This window comes from Pigmentibacter sp. JX0631, assembly GCF_029873255.1.
Classification (GTDB): Bacteria; Bdellovibrionota_B; Oligoflexia; order Silvanigrellales; family Silvanigrellaceae; genus Silvanigrella.
The window spans coordinates 3,484,776-3,507,028 of the sequence record NZ_CP123622.1 but is presented as its reverse complement, the minus strand read 5'-3'; the positions used below and the strand labels follow the sequence as shown (position 1 = coordinate 3,507,028).

At 32.2% G+C, this 22,253-nt stretch carries 21 protein-coding genes; 12 read left to right on the top strand and 9 right to left on the bottom strand.

Going from position 1 to position 22,253, the window contains the following annotated elements:
- Positions 1-8: 8 nt before the first annotated feature.
- From QEJ31_RS15130 to accC, 7 genes are all read left to right on the top strand, one after another.
- Positions 9-2,387, top strand: a complete 2,379-nt coding sequence (locus QEJ31_RS15130; RefSeq protein ID WP_280591413.1) for a ribonucleoside-diphosphate reductase subunit alpha — start codon at positions 9-11, stop codon at positions 2,385-2,387.
- Positions 2,388-2,410: 23 nt separating this feature from the next.
- Complete coding sequence (locus tag QEJ31_RS15125; protein ID WP_280591411.1) at positions 2,411-3,394, top strand: ribonucleotide-diphosphate reductase subunit beta; 984 nt, start codon at positions 2,411-2,413, stop codon at positions 3,392-3,394.
- Between the two features lie 78 nt (positions 3,395-3,472).
- Positions 3,473-3,739 carry a hypothetical protein gene (locus QEJ31_RS15120; protein ID WP_280591410.1) on the top strand — a complete coding sequence of 89 codons (267 nt, stop codon included), beginning with the start codon at positions 3,473-3,475 and terminating at the stop codon, positions 3,737-3,739.
- Positions 3,740-3,815: 76 nt separating this feature from the next.
- On the top strand, positions 3,816-4,658 hold the full coding sequence (locus tag QEJ31_RS15115) for a YdcF family protein (RefSeq protein ID WP_280591409.1): 843 nt from the start codon (positions 3,816-3,818) through the stop codon (positions 4,656-4,658).
- Between the two features lie 101 nt (positions 4,659-4,759).
- Positions 4,760-5,326 (top strand): elongation factor P, encoded by a 567-nt coding sequence (gene efp / locus QEJ31_RS15110; protein WP_348524565.1) that lies wholly within the window; start codon positions 4,760-4,762, stop codon positions 5,324-5,326.
- 229 nt (positions 5,327-5,555) lie between these two features.
- Complete coding sequence (gene accB / locus QEJ31_RS15105; protein WP_280591405.1) at positions 5,556-6,077, top strand: acetyl-CoA carboxylase biotin carboxyl carrier protein; 522 nt, start codon at positions 5,556-5,558, stop codon at positions 6,075-6,077.
- A 20-nt stretch (positions 6,078-6,097) separates the two neighbouring features.
- Positions 6,098-7,441, top strand: coding sequence for an acetyl-CoA carboxylase biotin carboxylase subunit (gene accC, locus QEJ31_RS15100; RefSeq protein WP_348524564.1), 1,344 nt, complete (start codon positions 6,098-6,100; stop codon positions 7,439-7,441).
- A gap of 71 nt (positions 7,442-7,512) precedes the next feature.
- Here accC and QEJ31_RS15095 read toward each other — a convergent pair whose 3' ends face one another.
- From QEJ31_RS15095 to acpS, 3 genes are all read right to left on the bottom strand, one after another.
- The gene (locus tag QEJ31_RS15095) at positions 7,513-8,511 is read right to left on the bottom strand and encodes a trypsin-like serine protease (protein ID WP_280591401.1); all 999 of its coding nucleotides are present in this window, start codon (positions 8,509-8,511) and stop codon (positions 7,513-7,515) included.
- A gap of 24 nt (positions 8,512-8,535) precedes the next feature.
- Positions 8,536-9,192 (bottom strand): opacity family porin, encoded by a 657-nt coding sequence (locus QEJ31_RS15090; protein WP_280591399.1) that lies wholly within the window; start codon positions 9,190-9,192, stop codon positions 8,536-8,538.
- 169 nt (positions 9,193-9,361) lie between these two features.
- Positions 9,362-9,751 (bottom strand): holo-ACP synthase, encoded by a 390-nt coding sequence (gene acpS / locus QEJ31_RS15085; protein WP_280591398.1) that lies wholly within the window; start codon positions 9,749-9,751, stop codon positions 9,362-9,364.
- Between the two features lie 84 nt (positions 9,752-9,835).
- Between acpS and QEJ31_RS15080 the strand changes: the two genes are divergently transcribed.
- Positions 9,836-10,420: an ATP-dependent Clp protease proteolytic subunit gene (locus tag QEJ31_RS15080; RefSeq protein WP_280591396.1), complete on the top strand. Its 585-nt coding sequence runs from the start codon at positions 9,836-9,838 to the stop codon at positions 10,418-10,420.
- An 8-nt stretch (positions 10,421-10,428) separates the two neighbouring features.
- Here QEJ31_RS15080 and eutC read toward each other — a convergent pair whose 3' ends face one another.
- Positions 10,429-11,223, bottom strand: coding sequence for an ethanolamine ammonia-lyase subunit EutC (gene eutC, locus QEJ31_RS15075; RefSeq protein ID WP_280591394.1), 795 nt, complete (start codon positions 11,221-11,223; stop codon positions 10,429-10,431).
- 7 nt (positions 11,224-11,230) lie between these two features.
- On the bottom strand, positions 11,231-12,610 hold the full coding sequence (locus QEJ31_RS15070) for an ethanolamine ammonia-lyase subunit EutB (protein WP_280591393.1): 1,380 nt from the start codon (positions 12,608-12,610) through the stop codon (positions 11,231-11,233).
- A gap of 577 nt (positions 12,611-13,187) precedes the next feature.
- Between QEJ31_RS15070 and QEJ31_RS15065 the strand changes: the two genes are divergently transcribed.
- The 3 genes from QEJ31_RS15065 (at position 13,188) to QEJ31_RS15055 (ending at position 17,807) form a co-directional block, all read left to right on the top strand.
- Positions 13,188-14,987 (top strand): hypothetical protein, encoded by a 1,800-nt coding sequence (locus tag QEJ31_RS15065; protein ID WP_280591392.1) that lies wholly within the window; start codon positions 13,188-13,190, stop codon positions 14,985-14,987.
- 305 nt (positions 14,988-15,292) lie between these two features.
- The gene (locus QEJ31_RS15060) at positions 15,293-17,110 is read left to right on the top strand and encodes a hypothetical protein (protein ID WP_280591391.1); all 1,818 of its coding nucleotides are present in this window, start codon (positions 15,293-15,295) and stop codon (positions 17,108-17,110) included.
- Between the two features lie 289 nt (positions 17,111-17,399).
- Complete coding sequence (locus QEJ31_RS15055) at positions 17,400-17,807, top strand: arsenate reductase ArsC (protein WP_280591389.1); 408 nt, start codon at positions 17,400-17,402, stop codon at positions 17,805-17,807.
- Between the two features lie 64 nt (positions 17,808-17,871).
- Here QEJ31_RS15055 and hemG read toward each other — a convergent pair whose 3' ends face one another.
- The 3 genes from hemG to QEJ31_RS15040 all read right to left on the bottom strand — a co-directional run bounded on the left by hemG (position 17,872) and on the right by QEJ31_RS15040 (position 21,066).
- On the bottom strand, positions 17,872-19,335 hold the full coding sequence (gene hemG / locus QEJ31_RS15050) for a protoporphyrinogen oxidase (protein WP_280591386.1): 1,464 nt from the start codon (positions 19,333-19,335) through the stop codon (positions 17,872-17,874).
- Positions 19,336-19,510: 175 nt separating this feature from the next.
- The gene (locus QEJ31_RS15045) at positions 19,511-20,434 is read right to left on the bottom strand and encodes a beta-propeller fold lactonase family protein (RefSeq protein ID WP_280591384.1); all 924 of its coding nucleotides are present in this window, start codon (positions 20,432-20,434) and stop codon (positions 19,511-19,513) included.
- Positions 20,431-21,066 (bottom strand): hypothetical protein, encoded by a 636-nt coding sequence (locus tag QEJ31_RS15040; protein WP_280591382.1) that lies wholly within the window; start codon positions 21,064-21,066, stop codon positions 20,431-20,433. The genes QEJ31_RS15045 and QEJ31_RS15040 overlap by 4 nt, the downstream gene beginning before the upstream one ends.
- 421 nt (positions 21,067-21,487) lie before the next feature.
- On the opposite strand from QEJ31_RS15040, the gene QEJ31_RS15035 reads away from it, so the two are divergent.
- A complete protein-coding gene (locus QEJ31_RS15035) occupies positions 21,488-21,724 on the top strand; it encodes a (2Fe-2S)-binding protein (RefSeq protein ID WP_280591381.1) in 237 nt (78 codons plus the stop codon).
- Here QEJ31_RS15035 and bfr read toward each other — a convergent pair.
- A complete protein-coding gene (gene bfr, locus QEJ31_RS15030) occupies positions 21,669-22,145 on the bottom strand; it encodes a bacterioferritin (RefSeq protein WP_280591380.1) in 477 nt (158 codons plus the stop codon). The two genes, QEJ31_RS15035 and bfr, sit on opposite strands and share 56 nt — an antisense overlap.
- Positions 22,146-22,253 lie beyond the last annotated feature (108 nt).

Genomic DNA, 22,253 nt, shown 5'->3' with positions numbered 1-22,253 from the left:
ATTTATTCATGGCAATAACTACTTATAGACCTTATCATCCAAAAGTGAATTTTAATGAGTTAAGTTTTCCAAATGTAGACTTTAATTCATCATTACAAAATATCATTCTTGATGTGCGCCCATTTATTGAACAGGGTAGGGAATATTCATACATTGCCGCTAGCATACTATCTGAACAATTGCGTTTAGAAGTTCTCCAAACGATTGGGTTAGAATCATCACAGTCGCATTTACCTGAAGAAGAAAAACATTACCCAACATTAATGGAATATGTAAAATTTGGTACAGAGTTTGGACAACTTACAAACCGCTTGCGTGAGTTAGACTTAGAATACTTGAACTCTTGCATTAAGCACGAAAGAAATTATTTATTTGACTATCTTGGCGCCCATACTCTTTATGATCGTTATCTTTTGCATAAAAAAGGGATGCGTTATGAAACTTTACAGCATTTCTGGATGAGAGTTGCAATGGGGGTTGCATTAGCAGAAGATAATGCGCAAGAAGCCACAAAACATGCAGCAGAGTTTTATGACGTTATTTCACAAATGCTATATGTACCGAGCACTCCTACTCTATTTAATTCAGGAACAAATCATTCCCAAATGTCGTCTTGTTTTTTAACTACAACTCAAGACGATTTACTCGATATCTATAGACAATATTCAGATAATGCAATGCTTTCTAAATATGCTGGAGGTCTAGGTAATGATTGGAGTAACATTAGAGCAAGTGGGAGTTGGATCAAAGGCACAAATGGACGCTCACAAGGAGTCATCCCTTTTATTAAAGTCCAAGATTCATCAACAATCGCTGTTAATCAAGGTGGAAAAAGAAAAGGTGCTGTTTGTGCATATTTAGAAACATGGCATTTGGATATCGAAGATTTTCTAGAACTCAGAAAAAATACTGGCGATGAACGTCGTCGTACCCACGATATGAATACAGCAAATTGGATACCAGATCTTTTTCTCGAACGAGTTGAAGCAAATAAAGAGTGGACTTTATTTTGCCCTTCTGAAACACCCGATTTACACGATCTATATGGTGATCAGTTTAAAAAGGCTTATTTGGATTATGAATTAAAAGCAGACCAAGGAAAAATACAAAACTTTCGTAAAATATCCGCACTTCAATTGTGGCGAAAAATTTTAACAATGATTTTCGAAACAGGGCATCCATGGGTGACCTTTAAAGATCCTTGTAATTTACGTAGCGCACAACGCCATATTGGTGTTGTACATAGCAGTAATTTGTGTACAGAAATTACATTAAACACAAATGCTGAAGAAACAGCTGTTTGTAATTTAGGTTCAATCAATCTAAAGGCTGTTTTCTTATCAGAAAATCCAGGGAAAACCATAGAATATGCAGTTCGTGTAGGCATGCGTATGTTGGACAATGTAATTTCTGAAAATTTTTATCCCATTAAGTCTGCTGAAAGGGCAAATCATAGACATAGACCAGTTGGTTTAGGGTTTATGGGTTTTCAAGATGTCTTATATTTGAAGAAAATACCGTATTCAAAGCCAGAAGCAATGTGGATGGCTGAAAATATTGCAGAACAAATCAGTTATTACGCAATTAAAGCTTCTGCTTTATTAGCACAGGAAAGAGGAAGTTACTCTACTTTTAATGGATCTTCTTGGTCTAAAGGACTGGTACCAAAAGACACCATAACCGAATTAGGAGATCATGTTACACTTCCAAGAGCACCTCAACATTTTCAAAATGACAATGGAGAATTGTTACCTTGTCAAGAGTTATTAAAAAATGATGGATTTAATCTAAATCTAAATTGGAACGATTTGAAAACTCATGTTTCTCAAGGAATGCGTAACAGTCTTTGTCTTGCAGTAGCACCCACAGCAACTATATCTAATATCTCTAACTGTACTCAGTCTATAGAACCGACATATAAAAATTTATATGTAAAAAGTAACATGGGCGGAGAATATACAATTATTAATGAATATTTAATAGACGACTTAAAAAATTTAGGCATGTGGAATACTGAGTTAGCACGTGAATTAAAAATAAATGATGGGTCTCTTGCAACACTCGAATTACCTGAACATATAAAAGAGCTCTATAAAACAGCTTTTGATATCGAACCTGAACAATTGATTCGTTGTGCAGCATTGAGACAAGTTTATATAGATCAGGCTCAAAGTTTGAACTTATATATGTCTGCTCCAAGTGGAAAGAAAATTGATGAAATGTATCGTTATGCTTGGCATAGTGGTTTGAAAACAACTTACTATCTAAGAACAAAAGCAGCTACAAGTGTTGAGAAATCAAGTATTGTTGCTAAAAAGAAAGATATAAAACCGACTGAAGTAAAAGCTTGTTCTATCGAAAATCCAGATTGCGAATCATGTCAGTAAAAAGAATAAGCTAGGAGAAAAAAATGTTAATCAATGAAATAAGACCACAATTAATGCCTTTTAATTATCCATGGGCGTGGGATGAGTTTAAAAATTTATGTAAAAACCATTGGCTACCACAAGAAATATCAATGGCATCTGATATCTCTCAATGGAAAAATATGGGTTATTTAACGACCGATGAACGACATCTAATCAAGAAAATTTTAAGTTTTTTTGCAAATACTGATGTTCTTGTAGGTGATAATATTATTATGGCTATCTATAAGCACATTACTAATCCTGAATGCCGCCAATATTTAACAGCTCAAGCTTTTCAAGAAAGCATTCATTCTTGGAGTTATTCACACATAGTTGAATCGCTTTCTATGGATCAACAAGAAGTCTTTGGCGAGTTCAAAAAAGTTGGAACAATCAAAGATAAACACGACTTTCAAGCTCAATTTTTTGAGGGTATTTTAAATGAAGGTTTTACTACAAAAACAAAGGAAGGTAGAGCTTTATTTTTAAAAAATTTATGTGCATATTATGTCGGCATGGAAGGAATGCAATTTTATAGCGCTTTTGTTTTGTTACTTAATTTCAAAAGAAGAAATCTTTTAGTTGGAACATCAGAGCAGCTTGAATATATTGTCCGTGATGAGAGTTTGCATTGTCGATTTGGAACAAAACTTATTAATCAATATATCTTAGAAAATGAAGATATTTGGACACCAGAGTTGCAAGCAGAAGTAAGGCAAAATATTGAGCATGTCGTAGAACTAGAAGATGCATTTGTTGCAGATGCCCTGCCAAGAGATATCTTAGGTCTTTCAAAAGCACAATTTGCAAAATATATTCGTTATATAGCGGATAGAAGAATTGAAAGTATTGGTCTAGAACCAATATATGGTGAAGAAGAAACACCGTTCCCATGGATGAATGAAATTATGGATCTTCCAAAAGAAAAAAACTTTTTCGAAACCCGTGTTACAGAATACCAAACAGGTTTTGGTTTGGAATGGTAAGTGACAAAAGTTAACTAATTGAAATGCAAAATAAAAAAAGTTAAGGTAAAGGTAAATATCAGAATTTGAGGTATGCTAATGCAAAAATGCCTTTTGATAATAATTACCTTTATTTTTTTTAATTTCCTGGTTGGTTGTACAAAGGTCGACTCTGTTGACTTAATAGTAGATGTCCCAGAAATGCTAAAAAAAGAAAAATTAGCAACATTTTATGGAAATGATGCTAATAAACACTGTCAGCATTTTAGAAAAATTTATGCTGGATTTTGTGATACTGTTAACCAACCCTATATAAAATGTTTTGATTTAAATGAAAAAAAATATAAACTCACTTCATGTGAATGATTCTTTTAAACCTTCTTAACAATATGATATAGAATAAACGAAAGAATTACTTGGATATTGGAAGAAGGTTAGAGTTATGAATAATAATCAAGAAATAGTTACATGGGACTTAGATTTAAAAAATTATCTGAAAGATTTTTCCTATGATGCTGGACTACCTATCATAATTTTACTGATTTGTTGTATATTTCTATGGTTGTGTGTCGCAAAGAAAATAACTAAAATATTAATAACACTTGCAACATTACTATTTGGAATCTTTTGTTTTCGAAAAACTCCTGATATTCTTATAAAACCTTTGCTAATTTTAAGTGAACAAAAAGAAAATAAAAAAAATAATTTAATAATATCGAAAGATCTTCCACACTGTATTAAACAGGCAAATGCAATAGTTGTTCTTGGTGGTGGTATATTTCAAGAAAACTTACCGGCAACAAATTCGCAAATACGGCTAATGGGTTTATCACAATTACTAATATTAATGAATACTAATGAAACAAAAAGGTTACAAATACCAGTGGTATTAACAGGTGGTTATACGAATAAAGAAATTAAACAAAGCGAAGCCGAAGCAATGAAAGTTTTTTTAAACTATTTTATTAAAAAAAATAATCATTTAAAAGTAATAACTGAAGAAGAAAGCAAAAATACATATCAAAATTCAGCTTATGTAAAAAATATTTTTTCAGAAAATAAAATTGAAAAAAATATTATATTAATTACAAATGATTTTCATATGTTCAGAGCAAGAAAAACTTTTGAAAAACAAGGTTTTAACGTTTGTCCAATATCAGTTCTCGCACAAGATTCCTATGGCTCAGGTATCTTTAACTTCAACAATGCGATAACATCTGTAAGTTTAATGAATGAATACTTTGGAATAATTGGCTATGCATGGAAGGGGTGGCTAAAATTTTAAGATATATTTTAATAAATCTCTAGCAAATTTCCTTGATTGCATTTTTATATTAAAGATGTTAGTTCAGATTCGCATGAAAAGGAGATTTTTATATGAGTAGCATGTATGATACCCGTGATTTTAGAAGAGGTCTCAAAGTTTTAATGAATAATGATCCTTGGGTAATAGTAGATTTTCAGCATGTCAATCCTGGTAAAGGTGCAGCTTTTACAAGAACTAAGGTAAAAAATTTAAGAACTGGGCAAGTTGTCGAGCACAATATTAAAAGTGGTGACAAGCTAGAAAAACCGGATGTCGAAGAAAGAAATATGCAGTTCCTTTACAATGATGCTGATGGCTATAATTTCATGGATACTGCAAACTACGAACAAATTTCTCTAACAAACTTAGAAGTTGGCGACACAAAGAACTATTTAATCGAAAACTCAGTGATAAAAGTAGTATTTTTTAATAATAAACCAATAGGTGTCGAAACTGAAACCTTTGTAGAATTAAAAGTTGTAGAAACAGCCCCTGGTGTAAGAGGAGATACTGCTACAGGAGGCAGCAAACCTGCAAAATTAGAAACAGGACTTGTAGTAAGTGTCCCATTTCATATCAACGAGGGAGATATCCTAAGAATTGACACTCGTGAAGGTGTTTATGTAGATAGGGTAAATAGAAAATAAATAAAGAATACATATATTTTAAGCTGGTAAGGTTAATCTGCCAGCTTTTTTATTGCGAAAAAACAAAGAGAACAGATTCGAGAATTCTTCTCAAGGTATTGACTTTCTTAAAGGAATTATGGAAATCTGAGGTTGTTTTTTATAGAACTTTAAACGTTCGTAATTTAGGTATAAGAATATACTTAAATCTGTAATTTTGAGTTACAGGTTATTTTTAGAGGAAAAAAAAATGGTTGATGTAAATAAAATTGAAAAATTGATGTCATTAATGGCAAAGCATGGGTTTGATGTGGTGCAAGCAGAATCCTCTGGTGAGAAAATTTCTTTAGCAAGAAATGTAACACAGGCATCTCTTTTTAACCCGACAGTGCAGCCAACTTTACAGACAAATTCAATAGCATTGTCTTCAAAAAATGGTAATGTTTCAACAGATAGTACATCTGAGCAAGAAACAACCTTACAACAAAATGCAAATAAAGAAGAAAAAGTAGCGAAAAAACTTCCTGATGGAATAACGATTACAAGCCCTTTTGTGGGAACTTTTTATCGTTCTTCTAACCCTGATGCGGCACCATTTGTTGATTTAGGAGCAAAAATTAGAAAAGGGCAAACTCTTTGTATAGTTGAAGCAATGAAATTAATGAATGAAATAGAGGCTGAAATAGATGGAGAAATAGTAGCTGTTTTAGTTGATAATGCAAAACCCGTAGAATTTGGAACTCCTTTGTTTATTGTTGCTCCTGCTATGTAAATCCAATTGTGAGAAAAATTATTATGAAAAAAATTCTTATTGCGAACAGAGGCGAAATTGCAGTTAGAATCATTCGCGCTTGTAGAGAATTAGGAATAAAAAGTGTGGCCATCTATTCGCAAGCAGACGCACACAGTTTGCATGCAAAATTGGCTGATGAAAGTATTTGTATAGGCCCCGCAGAAAGTAAAAAAAGTTATTTACATATTCCTGCAATTATAGCAGCCGCAGAAGTAAGTGGTGCAGACGCTATCCATCCAGGATATGGATTTTTATCTGAAAATGCGCATTTTGCTGAAGTTTGTGCAAAATGTAATTTTACATTTATTGGTCCCACCCCCGAACAAATGCGGAAGCTTGGTGAAAAAGTTGCAGCAAGAGACGTTGCTAGGAAAGCAGGCTTACCTTTTTTACCCGGATCAAAGTCCGCAATTGAAAATATAGATGTAGCTAAAAAAACAGCAAAAGAAATAGGTTTTCCAGTCATTTTAAAAGCAAGTGGCGGTGGTGGCGGTAGAGGTATGAAAATCGTCCATAAAGAAGCAGATTTAGAAAAAGCCTATTTTACTTGTAGACAAGAGGCAGGTGCTGCATTTGGCAACTCTGAAGTTTATCTTGAAAAATATCTTGAAAACCCAAGACATGTTGAAATTCAAATTATGGCCGACAAACATGGCAATATTGTCCATTTAGGTGAGCGAGATTGCAGTATCCAACGTCGGCACCAAAAAGTAATTGAAGAAGCTCCGTGTAATTTATTATCGGAAAAAGAACGAAACAAAATTGGTAGTTATGCTGTCTCACTTGCAAAAGAAGTTGGTTATCATGGAGCGGGTACTGTAGAATTTTTAATGGATGATGACAAAAACGTTTATTTTATGGAAATGAATACTCGTATTCAAGTTGAGCATCCTGTTACTGAACAAATTACTGGAATAGATTTAGTTAGAACACAAATTTTAGTTGCAATGGGAGAAAAACTTCCCTTTACGCAAAAAGATATTTCTATAAAAGGTCATGCTATCGAATGTAGAATTAATGCAGAAGATCCTAAATCATTTGCACCTTGGCCAGGAAAAATAACAGCTTATTCTAGTCCTGGTGGTTTGGGTGTCAGAGTCGATGGGTTCGTTTATCATGGTTACACTGTGGTACCTTACTATGACTCCATGTTAACTAAACTTATAATTACTGCTGATACACGCGAATTAGCTATTCAAAAAATGGAATGTGCATTAAAAGAATTTATCATCGATGGAATTAGAACAAATATTCCATTTCATCTTGAAGTATTAAAACATCCTGATTTTATTCAAGGCAAACATTCTACTCGCTTTTTAGAGCGTGCGGGATTTGTAAAGTAATTTTTCTGCTAAAAAAGGGCTATATTTTTCAATATAACCCTTTTTTAAAATGATACTATTTTATAAATAAATTAATTATTTACTAAAACCAAACTTTCCCCTCTGGTGCTCATTTTAGTATTAAGCCATTCAGTATAGGGAGCAATTCTTGTATTTATAGATGTATTTAGCTTATTACAGTCATCTTCTTTATTCGCAATAATATCTTTGAATTTTTTTCCTAACCAAAATTCGCTACCTCCTTGTGTTGAAGAAAGTAATAAAGGTTCCCCATTAAAAGATAAATATTGCGGTCCTCCAGAATCTCCATAACAAGTTTGGCCTTGTTGCGCAGTAATTCTGTCAGTAATTATTAAAGTATCTTCTGGTTTATTAGTGCTATATATTTTTGATACATTTCCCAAAGTTACTTGTGTATTAAAGTAATTATTTACTAAACTATATATAGAGTAGGCATCATAAATTTCTACTTTTCCTAAACTAGAAATAGACCATCTTTTTAAACCACCTGATTTAGAATCAAATTTTCCTGTACTACCATATCCTACGTTTAAAATTAATTGAGAAGGATGAGGTAAATTTACGGCAATTTTTGCTGGGGTTAATTGTAAATCTTTCACCAGATCTTCTTCAGTTTCGACAAGAGCTATATCGCCTAATGATGGCTTATAATTAGAAGGTGCAGTATAGTAAGAGTTGGTATAATAATTCTTAACGCTTGCTGTTTTTATATCAAAAACATTATAAGCATTATTGCCAAAAACAACTTTTATATTTTCTTTTTTTTCATAAATACCAGTATTTTTGTCGTATAAACAATGAGATGCTGTAATAATAAAGTGCGGAGAAACGACGGTTCCTGTGCAACCCATCGATAAATAAACAGTTGAATTGTTACCTAAAATGTTTTTTTCATTTACATCACAACCGTTACTTATTTTATTTACAGAAAACTCTCCTGGAAGAGAAGTGCAAACTTCCGAATTTTTAACACCATTTTTTGGAGGCTCTTTGCAAGAGAGAAGTAATAAAGAAGTGCCAGCAAAAGCAGAGCTTAATATTTTTTTCATATTTATTTTGTCCTTAAGTATGGATTAAAAAGTAAACATAGCAATTAAATTTACTGAATATTCATTAAATCCACTGCGCTCAGTAGTGCTTTCAGGGGGTGTTTGCATTTCTAAATCCATAGAATGTCTGTTATAATTAAGACTGCCACCCAAGCTGAAATTTTCTACTAAATTATATGTACTCATCAATGTAGCACCATAAAAGTAATGATTTGTTACTTTAAAGCTATTTTCATTCAATGCTCGTGAAGTATAGCTATTTGGAATATCGCCTGTAAAACTAATGCTATTTGAAGGGGAATATCCTAAATTTAAAAGAACATAAATAGGCAAATTATTAAAATAATTAAGTTTAACCCCACCTAATGCACTTGTTGTAAAATAATTAAAACTGCCTTTTATATTTTCATTGTTCACAGAATTTGAGTTTTTAGTGAAAACACTATTTAAACTTAAACCTAAAACAGGAGAAACAGATGAAACAGTATCGAAGTTATATAGACCAGAAATTCCAATGTTTAGGCCACTAAAAGAATTCATCACTTTACTAGTTTTAGAAAAAGAAAAGCCACTTAAATAAGTGTATCCAAAGTTCCCATAAACATCGAGGTTATTTTGAGCGTGTGTTTCATAAGAAATAAAAAGGGAAGCAATTAAGAGAAGTATTTTCTTTATATTCATTGTATTTCCTTAATAGGTTAGTTTGAATGTTAGAAAGCTTTGAATTAATATACAAAAGATATTAAGTCAAATATTTTTTAGTAAAATTAATGTATAATATGTTATAAATATGTGAATATTTATTAATAAAATTATAAATTATGTTAAGTTTTAAGGAAATAGATAAATTTTATAAAGAATATAATATAACTGTAGCAACCGCGTATTCTTCATGGTGACTTAAAGAAACATCGACAGAAAAAAAACCTTTATCATTAAGTACTTTTGTCAAAGAATCAGAAAAATAAAGAATTGGGCGTCCAGATTCTTCATTTTCTACCCAGATATGGCTCGGAACAATGCCTTGAACGTAAAGACCAGTGCCTAGTGCTTTTGCAAATGCCTCCTTAGCAGCAAAACGTGCAGCATAAGATGCTATCCGAGCTTTCAGTGCTTTCTGTTCACAATATTCAATTTCTTTAACGTGATAAATTTTTTGAATAAAATTACCAGTTGTCAAAGATTTTGCAAATCGAGAGATGCAAACGATATCGGTACCAATCTGTATTTTTTTGCTCATAAGTTGTCTTGTTCCTCTGTTTTATTTAACTTATAATCCCTGTTAGCAAATCATTTCCAAAAATTGAAATGAGAAGGAGCATAAATGGCTAATCATGAAGAGTTAAACCCAAACCTTGAAACGACTACTCAAAAAAAACTCTTTGATCAACGACTTATTGTTTTATCTGAAGGTATTCATGCGGCATCAGCCAAAAAAATTATTGAGCAACTGTTTGCCATGGAAGCTGCTGACCCCACAAAAGAAATATGGCTTTTTCTGAATAGTCCAGGTGGTGAAGTAAATTCTGGCTTTGGAATTTATGACACAATCCGTTTTATACGCCCAGAAGTAAAAATAGTTGTCACGGGCTTGGCTGCAAGTGCTGCCACAGTAGTATTATTAGCTGCACAGGCTAAACATAGATATTCAATGCCTAATTCGAGATTGTTAATACATCAACCATTAATTGGAGGAAGTATTCAAGGCCAGGCTTCTGATATTGAAATTCATGCAAAAGAAATTTTAAAAACACGAGAAAAAATTGCTGAATTATATACCAAAGAAACCAAGCAACCTATTGAAAGAGTTAGAAAAGATATTGAACGTGATTACTGGATGACATCCCAAGAAGCTTTGGAATATGGTTTAATAAGTAGAGTCATATCTTCATGGAACGAAGTAAAGTAGTAAAAATATTAAGGTAATTGGATTTGATTCATATCTTGATCTACAGAAAACTGGGATGGACTTTCATCTTTCAAAATAACTCCAGTTGCATTAAGTTGTTTAGCTCTCTGTAGAATCCAAAATATTTTGTATGCAGCGAGTTTATAACTTAACCCTTCTTGTCGTATGTTAGAAATACAATTTCGCTCTGATTCCAATCTTCCAACTTTAGGAAGCCATGTGATGTAAACTCCTAAACTATCTGGAGATGATAATCCTGGTCTTTCTCCAATAAAAATTAGACTCGCAAGGCAATTTAAATTTTCTCCTATTTCATCACCTAATGCAACTCTTGAATATTTTGCTAGTAAAATAGGAGAAAAAGAAAAAAAGGAATGTTCTTTAAAATAACGATCTAATTCTAATAAAAGGGAAATGGCATGATTATGTATTGCTGTAGCAGAAAGTCCATCCGCAAATATCAAAGCTATTGAGTTTTCTTGTAAAGATTGTCCTTGAAGAAGTTTTTTACTCTTCTCATTTAGTCTTCTACCTAAATTTGGATTCATTAAATAATCTTTTTTTGAATCAGCTAAAGATTTAAGTTCTAAAGAGGAATAACCAATTTCAGTTAATTTGTTTGAAATACTATCAATATCTAATTCAGTATAAATAGCATCTTTTGCAAGAGCATGTGACAAACCAAAATTAAGCACTTCTTGAGTTGGTATACTTTGTCCAACTCTTCCTAAGGCAATTCTTGCTGTAGTATGATTTTTTAAATGTTGCCATGAATCTTTTTTAATTAGTATATTCTGTGCCATAATTTTCCTAACAATATTCTAGTAAAATGGGGTTATTTTGAATTGGAGGAATAACTTTATTAAGATTTTTATCAAGTAAATTATTTCTAACCAACCATTCTTCAAACTCAGGTGCTCTGCGTAAATTTAATAATTGACGAATAAACAAAGAATCATGAAAGGAAGTACTTTGATAATTCAACATAATATCATCCGCACCAGGAATTCCCATAATAAAAGTTACACCCGCAGTTCCAAGTAAAGTTAACAAAGTATCCATGTCATCTTGATCTGCTTCAGCATGATTTGTGTAGCAAATATCACATCCAATAGGTAATCCTAGTAATTTACCACAAAAATGATCTTCAAGTCCTGCGCGAATAATTTGTTTTCCATCATATAAATATTCTGGTCCAATAAAACCAACTACTGTATTAATTAATAGAGGAGAAAATTCTCTGGCAATAGCATAAGCACGCGCTTCACAAGTTTGTTGATCAACATTATAGTGGGTATAAGATGATAAACAACTTCCTTGACCTGTTTCAAAGTACATGACATTATTTCCAACGCTACCTCTTTTTAAAGATAATGCTGCATCTTGAGCTTCTCTTATCATAGCAAGATTAACACCAAATTGAGCATTTGCTTTTTCTGTACCAGCGATGGATTGAAAAACTAAGTCAACTGGTACCTTGTTATTTATCATTTTTATAGTATTAGTTATATGTGTAAGAATGCAGGATTGTGTGGGAATATTAAATTTATAAATAATATCATTCAGTAAATTATTGAGTAGCGAAAGAAGTTCTATATTATCGCTTGCAGGATTAATTCCTATTACAGCATCTCCGCAGCCATAAAAAAGACCATCAATTAGTGAAGCAGAAATTCCTTTTAAGTCATCTGTGGGATGATTGGGTTGCAAGCGAACAGATAGAGTATTTGGTAAACCTATAGTATTTCTGAATTGAGTTATAATTTTACATTTTTTAGCAACTAAAATTAAATCCTGATTGCGCATTATTTTGCTAACTGCTGCAACCATTTCAGGTGTTAATCCTTTTGATAAAGCAAGTAAAGAATCAGAATCTGCTTCATCTGAAAGGAGCCATTCTCTAAAATCACCAATAGTTAAATGAGAAATTTTTTGAAAAGCTAAATTATCATGTTTATCAATAATAAGTCTAGTTACTTCATCTTCTTCATAAGGAATTAAAACTTCTGTTAAAAATTGCTTTAATGGAACTCCTGCCAAAACTATTTTAGCGGCCATTCTTTCTTCATAACTATTTGCAGCAATTTGAGCCAATAAGTCCCCAGAACGTTCAGGTGAAGCTTTTGCCATAACCTCTTTAAGTGAACTGAAATTATAAATTTTATTTTGAATAACTGTGGTGTATTTCATGTTTAATCCTATTAATTTCTAAACTTATATCTAATATTTTATATATTAGGAAAATAAAAATTTCAACTGGCAGAAGTGAAATATTTAAATTTAATCAATAAGTTAAATGTATTAAAGATTTTTAAATATTTTAAGCATTGATTACTTATACTTACTAAAGTAACTAGTAACTTTAGTAAAATAAGTTAAATATATTTTTTAAAGTAACTAATACTTAAAATTAGCTTATTTTATAAATACTTAATTATATTGTTCTATGTTTTTAAAAGTTTAAAATATATCTTTCTCACATACATAGTTATAGCTAACTTAACAGAAAATTGTAAAAAAATGTAAATTTTAACATATTGATAATGTTGGTTTATTATGTATAATTTATGGTTTGTCACAAATTAATATAAATAAATAATTCATTAAAATAATCTAAAATAAAGGAAAACTTTGATATTAAATTTCGACAATTAATTTCGTTGTAATGAGATTGCAACCCTCATTGCTGTAAAAATGAGACAGACAAAAAATGCTGAATCGTTCAGGGTTTTTGTATCACACCCATAATAGGAAAGGTCAGTGTGTTATGTCTACATTTTATAAAGTTTCTTTAGCGTTGACATCAATCGCTTTTGCTGCAGTAGGATGTAAAAAATCTTCTTCAGGTGAGAGTGCAAGTCAATCAAGTGATGTGCAAGCATCAAAACCACAGGCTGAAACAAAGCCAACAACACAAGATTATTTATTAGTTGGTGCGCCAAATGCTTTTAAAGGCAAAGGTGCAGTTTTAATATGTAATCCAGATGGAAGTTCTTGTAAAACATTTTTAGGTGGAGAAGACGAAGCGTCCGTAGCATCAGCTAAAAGTTTAAAGTTACAAGAAGGCGATAAGTTTGGATCAAGCATAGTTGTGACTGCAAATAATATATTTGTAAGTGCAGCAAATAAACAAAGCGGATCTGGAGCGGTTTATAAATTTGACCTTTCTGGTAAAAATGGATCTGCATTAGATATCACTGATTTATATCAAGCAAAACAATATTTAGGTAAAAGCATGTTTGCAACAGCAAAAAATCTTTATATTGGAGCTCCTGAGAGAAAAGGTGACGATAAAAAAATTAAAGGTGCATTGATAAAATGTGAATTAGACGGAACAAATTGTGCAGTATCTTTAGGTGGAGAAAGTACAAATTCCTCAACACAAGTTTTAGCAAATACATCATTACTTGGAACTTATGGTTTAGGTGCAAGTATATTTGCAAATGAAAAGAATTTATTTGTTGGTGCTCAAGGTGGATTAGGTAAAGTAACTAAATGTGAAGCAGATGGAAGCAACTGTTTACCATTAAATCTTTCTTCTTCTTTAGTATCATTAATTACAAATGATAACTTTGCAGAAAGCATGACTGGAGATAGCAAATATTTATACATTGGCGTTCCAGGTAGAGATCAAAGCGCATTAAAACCTTCAACATATGACATCGGTGGATTAATCAGATGTGATATCGATGGTGGAAACTGTGGAGATTACATTGGTGGAACTTCTAAAGTAACTGGTGGATTAGCATTTGAGAAAAATGATAAATTTGGATCAAGTGTAGCTTTATCTAAAGATGGTAAATCTATCTATGTTGGTTCTATCGGAAGAAAAACTGTAAAAGGTGTTACTTTTGGTGCTATCATCAAGTGTGACATTGAAGGTAAAGAATGTGCTGATATCGTTGCAGGGAAATACGCTAAACCAGCTGTTGTAACTCCTGTTGCGCCTGCAGCTCCTACAGTTTCTGCAATAGTAGCAGCTAACCCTATCGCTCCAGCAGCACAACCAGCTAAACCAGTAGCTCCTCTAGCAGGAACAGAAGCTTCTGAATTAAAACTTGGTGAATTTCCATCTAAAGATGAAGAATACCTAGGTTCTGATTTAGATTCTATTCAAGGTCCATTAGTTGGTGCCAGCGTAGCAGTTGCTACTTTACCAATTCAGTCTCAAGTTGCGGCTCCAGCGGCTAGCAGCCAATCAGAAGCAAAACCTGATTCTACAAATGCTAAACCAGAAGCAAAACCTGATTCTTCTACTACTAAGCCTGCTGCAACTCCTGCTTCTTCAAGCAGCCAAGCAACAGCAAATGCTGATTCTTCTAAAAAACCATCTATTGTTCCAACTTTAATTACAAGTGGAGCTTTAGTTGCAGGACCAGTATTAGCTAAACAAGGAATTACTGATTCAATCAAGACTGCTTTTGCAAAAGTAGGAACATTCTTTGGGAAAATCGGTAGCTCAATTGTAAGTTTTGCGAAAGTTGCAGGACCTAAGATTTTAGCATTCGCTAAAACTGCTATAGGTGTTGGTGAGCGAGTAGCTCCATTAGCTTTAGCAGCACTGTAAGGTGAGTTAGTTAAGTTAAAGTAAAGTAACAAACATAACTGAAGGTTTTGAGAAATCAAAACCTTCTTTTTTATTTTAAAACAAAAAAGAAAATATTCTGTTACATTAAATGTAATTTTTTTTGTTTTAAATATATTCAAAAATATCCATATATATAAAGAATAAATAGTAATAAAAATAATGATATTAATGAGATTTTAATGATTATGTTATCAATTTTTTGATAAATATATTTTGTATTTTAATGAATATTTTTTCTTTAAAATATTTTATATCACACCCATAATAGGAAAGGTCAGTGTGTTATGTCTACATTTTATAAAGTTTCTTTAGCGTTGACATCAATCGCTTTTGCTGCAGTAGGATGTAAAAAATCTTCTTCAGGTGAGAGTGCAAGTCAATCAAGTGATGTGCAAGCATCAAAACCACAGGCTGAAACAAAGCCAACAACACAAGATTATTTATTAGTTGGTGCGCCAAATGCTTTTAAAGGCAAAGGTGCAGTTTTAATATGTAATCCAGATGGAAGTTCTTGTAAAACATTTTTAGGTGGAGAAGACGAAGCGTCCGTAGCATCAGCTAAAAGTTTAAAGTTACAAGAAGGCGATAAGTTTGGATCAAGCATAGTTGTGACTGCAAATAATATATTTGTAAGTGCAGCAAATAAACAAAGCGGATCTGGAGCGGTTTATAAATTTGACCTTTCTGGTAAAAATGGATCTGCATTAGATATCACTGATTTATATCAAGCAAAACAATATTTAGGTAAAAGCATGTTTGCAACAGCAAAAAATCTTTATATTGGAGCTCCTGAGAGAAAAGGTGACGATAAAAAAATTAAAGGTGCATTGATAAAATGTGAATTAGACGGAACAAATTGTGCAGTATCTTTAGGTGGAGAAAGTACAAATTCCTCAACACAAGTTTTAGCAAATACATCATTACTTGGAACTTATGGTTTAGGTGCAAGTATATTTGCAAATGAAAAGAATTTATTTGTTGGTGCTCAAGGTGGATTAGGTAAAGTAACTAAATGTGAAGCAGATGGAAGCAACTGTTTACCATTAAATCTTTCTTCTTCTTTAGTATCATTAATTACAAATGATAACTTTGCAGAAAGCATGACTGGAGATAGCAAATATTTATACATTGGCGTTCCAGGTAGAGATCAAAGCGCATTAAAACCTTCAACATATGACATCGGTGGATTAATCAGATGTGATATCGATGGTGGAAACTGTGGAGATTACATTGGTGGAACTTCTAAAGTAACTGGTGGATTAGCATTTGAGAAAAATGATAAATTTGGATCAAGTGTAGCTTTATCTAAAGATGGTAAATCTATCTATGTTGGTTCTATCGGAAGAAAAACTGTAAAAGGTGTTACTTTTGGTGCTATCATCAAGTGTGACATTGAAGGTAAAGAATGTGCTGATATCGTTGCAGGGAAATACGCTAAACCAGCTGTTGTAACTCCTGTTGCGCCTGCAGCTCCTACAGTAACTCCTAAAATCTTAGTAGAAAATAACGTAACTACTGAAGCTACTAAAGTAAAAGCTCCTCTAGCAGGAACAGAAGCTTCTGAATTAAAACTTGGTGAATTTCCATCTAAAGATGAAGAATACCTAGGTTCTGATTTAGATTCTATTCAAGGTCCATTAGTTGGTGCTAGCGTAGCAGTTGCTACTTTACCAATTCAGTCTCAAGTTGCGGCTCCAGCTGCACCAGCGGCTAGCAGCCAATCAGAAGCAAAACCTGATTCTTCTACAAATGCTAAACCAGAAGCAAAACCTGATTCTACAAATGCTAAACCAGAAGCAAAACCTGATTCTTCTAAGAATCCATCTATTGTTCCAACTTTAGTTTCAGCTGGAGCTCTAGTAGCTGCTCCTACTTTATTTCAAAAAATCAAAGGATTTTTTGCAAATATTAAGAATAAGTTATTTCCAGCAAAAGTTGCTGCTGTAGAAACTGCTGCAACTCCAGTAGCTAAAGAAAATCTTTCTTTGCTTGAGAAAGCAAAAAATGCTTTTAGAAACGGAACTTCAGTTGCTGAAAGTGTTGTAGCGAAACAAGGTGCTCTTGCAAAAGAAGCCGCTTTAGTTGCTGCAAAAAGATTATAAAATGGTGATGTAAGACTGTTTCTGGAAGTTAGGATGCTAATAGTTTATCATTCTTTGATGAAGAATTAGCTTCAGTAAAATAATTTATCAGAGTAACACTCATTTTGATAGAAGGTTTTGAGAAATTAAAACCTTCTATTTTTATTTTTTAAGATAATTTAATAAAATAATATTCTAATAATTTTTTCATATGTTTAAAATATAGAAAATTGATACATCACAATATTTTAAGATTGTAGTTTTGAAAATAATACGATAAAATTATTAAAATATTTATGTTGGAGAGGGTGTGGTAAAAAAAATATTATTCCTCTGTGTTGCGAACTCTGCACGTAGCCAAATGGCCGAAGGATTAGCTAAAAATATACTTCAAAAGGCTTTTATTATAAATAGTGCAGGCTCTAAGCCGAGTGAAATAAATCCTTATGCAATCAAAGTTATGAATGAAATTGGGATTGATATTTCAAATCAGAGTTCAAAATCTGTTGATGAATTCAATTTAAATGAATTTAATTACATTGTTACCCTTTGTGCAGAAGAAATTTGTCCCTATATTAACTCTTCAAAAGCATACTTTTTACATTGGCCTTTTTTCGACCCAGCAAATAAATCAGATAGTCCAGAAGAATCGATCAATAAATTTAGAAATGTTAGAGACGAAATAGGAAAAAAAATTAAGAATTTTAAATGGGAATAAAATATTTAATGTAATTAAATACAGAACATTAGTTTTTGCCTGTGTTTTTTACTAAGCAAAGTTGTTAATCATTTTTTCCTTTTCCATCCAAAAAAAGTGTAACGTTTTTACAAGTTATTGCCGCTTGTTCAAGACAGTCAGAAACAGAGGGGCCTTTTAAGTAATTTCCAACAAAGAAAAGCCCAGGCATAATAGCTTCTATTTTCCAAATCGATTCAAGAATTCTGTCCTGATTTACAGTAGCTAATGGTATATAATTTTCCCAAACTATTACTTTTTCAAAGGAATAGTTTGTATTGCTTGGAACTATATTTGTTTCTTCTAATCTTTGCTTTGCAAGATCAATGAGTTCAAGTTCGCTTTTTTGTGAAATGTTTATTTCTCTATCACCACCAATGAGGACCCTAAATAATTTTGAATTTTTAGGTGTATGTTGAGGATATGTTGAATGAACAAATATGACTCCTAATAAGTCTTTTGACCATTCTCCAGCTAATGCTCCAAATCCATTTGGTGAATTCAAGTTTTCATTGTTTGTTCCTAAACCTACAACAGCAACACTATGTGCTTCCATAGATCTTAGGTTTTGGTAAGATTTTTGCAATTCTTCAAAGTTAATATTATCGATTATAAGTGATAAATTACTATCTCTCCATGGCTGTCCTGAATATACGACACAATCAAATGATTGTTTCTTTATTTTATTTTCTAATGTGGACTCAAGTGAAAAGTAATTAGAAATTTTAATAATTTTACAAATTTTATGATTCAAATTTAATTCAACAGTTATTGATTTTTGCGAACAAATTGTTAAAAATTGTTCATATAATTCATGAACTAAATATTCCATTCCTTGAGCAAAACTTCCTAACCCTTTTTGTTTTATATTTGTATCTTTCTTTAATTTATTTTTAAAAGAAAGAATCAAAAAAGCTTTTAATAAACTACCATAACCGTTTTCTAATTTTAGTAAATTAGGAAAAGCATATCGAACTAAAATTTTTTTCGCTCCACCACCCCAAATACCGAAAGTTAGGGACACTAAAAAAGTTTCTGTAAATTTTTTACCAAAATGACGGAAAAAAAATTGATACAAAGTATCATTAAAATTTTTATTTTGCGGTTTTTTTATAAATACTTCAGTAAAAATTTTAAATAAATCTCGAAAGCGGAGAAATCCATTTTTTTTTAAAACAAACACATTTGGAGTAATGGGAACAAATTTATTTGGCGTTAAAAGATATCTTCTTTTTGCACTTTTAGGAGGAATTAACAACATATCTGTTAACTTTAAATCACTTAAACAATCCCAAAATGCCTTTCTAGAAAGCAATATGCCCTGTGCTCCATGTTCTAATTTAAATTCATTTTTTGTGGTATTTTTTAAAACTCCACCAATAGAATCGCTAGATTCATAAATTGTAATTTTAGCTATGTTATCTTTTGCTTCTTTTGCAATCAGATAAGCGGATCTTATTCCAGAAATTCCTGCTCCAACAATGGCAACTTCTTTTTTTGTCTGTTTCATATTTTTACCTTTATGACAGTGAATATCTATTTCTGTCACTAATCATTTACATATAGCAAAAAATTATAATCAAGTTTTATATTGAAAAGAATTAATTAGTTGAGAACTGTTATCAACTGAACTTGAGAATTTGGCTCTTGGGCATTTTCATAGGTAGTAGATGGAACTCGTCACCTCAAAAAATAGCTATTCTGGCAGTAAAAGGATACGGAGTTGGAGCCGTAGTTGTCGCACAGTTAGATAACGCTCCCGTGACACTTTCAAGATTACACAAAATTACTGCATTACTGCGTTCAGTCAAATATAGAAAACCATTGGCGACGGCTATTCCATCGTGACCGTTAGATCCTACAGCTTTAATCACGCAGTTACTGAATTGTCCCGTGCTACTATCTATTTTACAAAAACCTACATTCTTACCATTCATAGTCATATATGCAAAGCCGTTAGCAGTAGCTATATCAACTGGATTACTAATCCCAGAAGGTGTTATCGTAGTGCAACCGCTTAATGCTCCAGTATTACTATCCATATTACATAAGCTTACAGTACTTACATTATTGTTAGTCACATATACAAATCCATTTGAAATAGCTATTCCAGCAGGTCCATTAAAACCAGATCCAGTTATCGTGCAGCCAGATAATGCACCTGTGCCACTATCGACCTTACACAAACTTACTGTGTTACCACCAATGTTAGTCACATAAGCATAACCATTGAAAATTGCTATTCCTTCTGGACCATTAAACCCAGAAGCTGTAGTGGCACAGCCAGAAAATGCCCCTGTGCCACTATCTACCTTACACAGACTTACTGTGTTACCACTAATGTTGGTCACATAAGCATAACCATTTGAAATAGCTATACTTAATGCACCATTAAACCCAGAAGCCGTAGTGGCACAGCCAGATAATGCCCCTGTGCCACTATCTACCTTACACAGACTTACTGTGTTAGCAGCAGTATCACCAATTACATAAGCAAAACGGTAGCCACCATCAGTAATTTCAGGAATATTTGAACAAGAATAAAACAGAAAAGTAAAAAATATGAAACAGCCTAAAAAGATTGCTTTTTTCAATGAAAAAAAATTCATAAAAAAGCTCCTATTGTGAAGTTCAAATCATAATTATAATAGTTTCCTGAAGTAGAAGGCATAGTGGCCCCTCTGCTATCTGTATAATTTTGAGTTTCAAGATAACCTTGAGAGAAGCAAGTAGAAGGCCCTAAATAAATATTTTCTATTTTGAATAATATATAAATTCCAAACCCATATATTAAATTTTTTGAAACGTTTGGCGAACCTGTTACTGTAATAGTGTTATTCATTTGGTTAAATGTGCTTTCACGTTGCCAGCTATTATTAATCCCATAATATACATAGGGGTTTACTAAAAGATTTATAAGATCGGTTTTATAAATATAAGCTAGATCTAGTCCAGCAAGAATACTTTTAAAATTATTTTTCTGATTTCCGTTTACCTGATCATAATGTGAAGCAATATTGTCGGAGACGGATATATACTTACCACCAAAACCTAAGCTTAGGCTTGGAATTATTGGGAAAAATAATTTAGCAGAAGCGTTATAGCCATTATATTTATTTCCATCTATATTAAGAGCAGAATAGCCACCACTTACTAAAATATCTATATTTATTTCTTCACTAGCGAATGACGTACTGTAAATATTAAATAGCATTAAGCAGAAAATAATTTTTAAAAGCATTTTCTAATTTTCTCTCTTGCATTACTAAACACGCATAAATTTAAGTTAATGAGTTCTGTTGCAAATACTGTACTACATAGTAAACCGTCGTACAATGCGTTCACTTCAATAAGAACTAAATTTTGCGTTCTAAGTCGGCAATGGTATTTGGTTCTGGGTTATTGGAGTTACTTTATATAAATTAATTTCCTTAAAAAAATCTTTGTTACCTTCTGAACGAAAAAAAGATGATTATGGCTGAAACGAAATTATGAATGATTTAAATGGGCGTTGTATCTTAAATGAATGTTAGAATGCCAAACTGGATAACTTAAAATCATTATTACGTAAATGAGAATTGTTATCAACTGAACTTGAGAATTACTCTCAACTATGCTATTTTTTTTCCGAGAAAGAGTGCGTAGGTTCAAAGGGGTTGATAATGTTGATGTGTTTATGCTACGGAGTTTCTTGTAAGGATATAAAAACCCTTGTAAATCAAGGGTTTGATTCAAAAGAAAGCGTCCAAGAACAGTGCTTTGCCGGAACTGGTTGTGGATGTTGTCTTGAAGCATTAGAAAAATTAGTCGAAAGCGAAAAAAATTTAGCCAAATTTTCTAATCTTACGACTTCTCATGCATCTGTTGAGCAAGATAATTCTCTAATCCAATATCCTTAATTAGGCTTAATTGTGTTTCAAGCCAATCAACATGCTCTTCTTCATCTTCCAAAATTTCTTCTAATAGTTCAGCACTGGTATGATCTTTAGCATTCTTACAAATATCAATTCCATTTTTTAACCGATCAAGAGCGGTATGTTCTAAAGCTAAATCAGACTCAAGCTGTTCCTTCACGGTTTCACCAATGTTCAATTTATCTAATTTTTGTAAATTTGGGATCCCATCTAAAAACAAAACTCTATCTAATAACTCTTGCGCATGTTTCATTTCTTCAATGGATTCTTTGTAAGTTTTTTCTGCAATTCTATGATAACCCCAATTTTTACACATTCTGGCGTGTAAAAAATATTGATTAATTGCAGTAAGTTCGCCAGTTAATACCTCATTCAAGGCTTTTATAACATTAGCATCACCTTTCATTTGTTCTCCTTTGTGTAATTTTGCAAATGCATGAAATTGAACAATTAGTTCCTTTGTTGCATTTGCAGATTATCAACCTAGAAAACATAAGTCCATTGCTTGCGAGAT

Bases quoted from the DNA above. Each gene is read 5' to 3' on its own strand.
- QEJ31_RS15045 (WP_280591384.1), bottom strand. From the start codon at position 20,434: ATGAATTTTTTTTCATTGAAAAAAGCAATCTTTTTAGGCTGTTTCATA.
- QEJ31_RS15115 (WP_280591409.1), top strand. From the start codon at position 3,816: ATGAATAATAATCAAGAAATAGTTACATGGGACTTAGATTTAAAAAAT.
- QEJ31_RS15095 (WP_280591401.1), bottom strand. From the start codon at position 8,511: ATGAAAAAAATATTAAGCTCTGCTTTTGCTGGCACTTCTTTATTACTT.
- QEJ31_RS15070 (WP_280591393.1), bottom strand. From the start codon at position 12,610: ATGAAATACACCACAGTTATTCAAAATAAAATTTATAATTTCAGTTCA.
- accB (WP_280591405.1), top strand. From the start codon at position 5,556: ATGGTTGATGTAAATAAAATTGAAAAATTGATGTCATTAATGGCAAAG.
- bfr (WP_280591380.1), bottom strand. From the start codon at position 22,145: ATGAAAGGTGATGCTAATGTTATAAAAGCCTTGAATGAGGTATTAACT.
- QEJ31_RS15040 (WP_280591382.1), bottom strand. From the start codon at position 21,066: ATGCTTTTAAAAATTATTTTCTGCTTAATGCTATTTAATATTTACAGT.
- QEJ31_RS15060 (WP_280591391.1), top strand. From the start codon at position 15,293: ATGTCTACATTTTATAAAGTTTCTTTAGCGTTGACATCAATCGCTTTT.
- efp (WP_348524565.1), top strand. From the start codon at position 4,760: ATGTATGATACCCGTGATTTTAGAAGAGGTCTCAAAGTTTTAATGAAT.
- QEJ31_RS15035 (WP_280591381.1), top strand. From the start codon at position 21,488: ATGTTGATGTGTTTATGCTACGGAGTTTCTTGTAAGGATATAAAAACC.
- eutC (WP_280591394.1), bottom strand. From the start codon at position 11,223: ATGGCACAGAATATACTAATTAAAAAAGATTCATGGCAACATTTAAAA.
- QEJ31_RS15125 (WP_280591411.1), top strand. From the start codon at position 2,411: ATGTTAATCAATGAAATAAGACCACAATTAATGCCTTTTAATTATCCA.
- QEJ31_RS15090 (WP_280591399.1), bottom strand. From the start codon at position 9,192: ATGAATATAAAGAAAATACTTCTCTTAATTGCTTCCCTTTTTATTTCT.
- QEJ31_RS15120 (WP_280591410.1), top strand. From the start codon at position 3,473: ATGCAAAAATGCCTTTTGATAATAATTACCTTTATTTTTTTTAATTTC.
- QEJ31_RS15130 (WP_280591413.1), top strand. From the start codon at position 9: ATGGCAATAACTACTTATAGACCTTATCATCCAAAAGTGAATTTTAAT.
- hemG (WP_280591386.1), bottom strand. From the start codon at position 19,335: ATGAAACAGACAAAAAAAGAAGTTGCCATTGTTGGAGCAGGAATTTCT.
- QEJ31_RS15080 (WP_280591396.1), top strand. From the start codon at position 9,836: ATGGCTAATCATGAAGAGTTAAACCCAAACCTTGAAACGACTACTCAA.
- acpS (WP_280591398.1), bottom strand. From the start codon at position 9,751: ATGAGCAAAAAAATACAGATTGGTACCGATATCGTTTGCATCTCTCGA.
- QEJ31_RS15065 (WP_280591392.1), top strand. From the start codon at position 13,188: ATGTCTACATTTTATAAAGTTTCTTTAGCGTTGACATCAATCGCTTTT.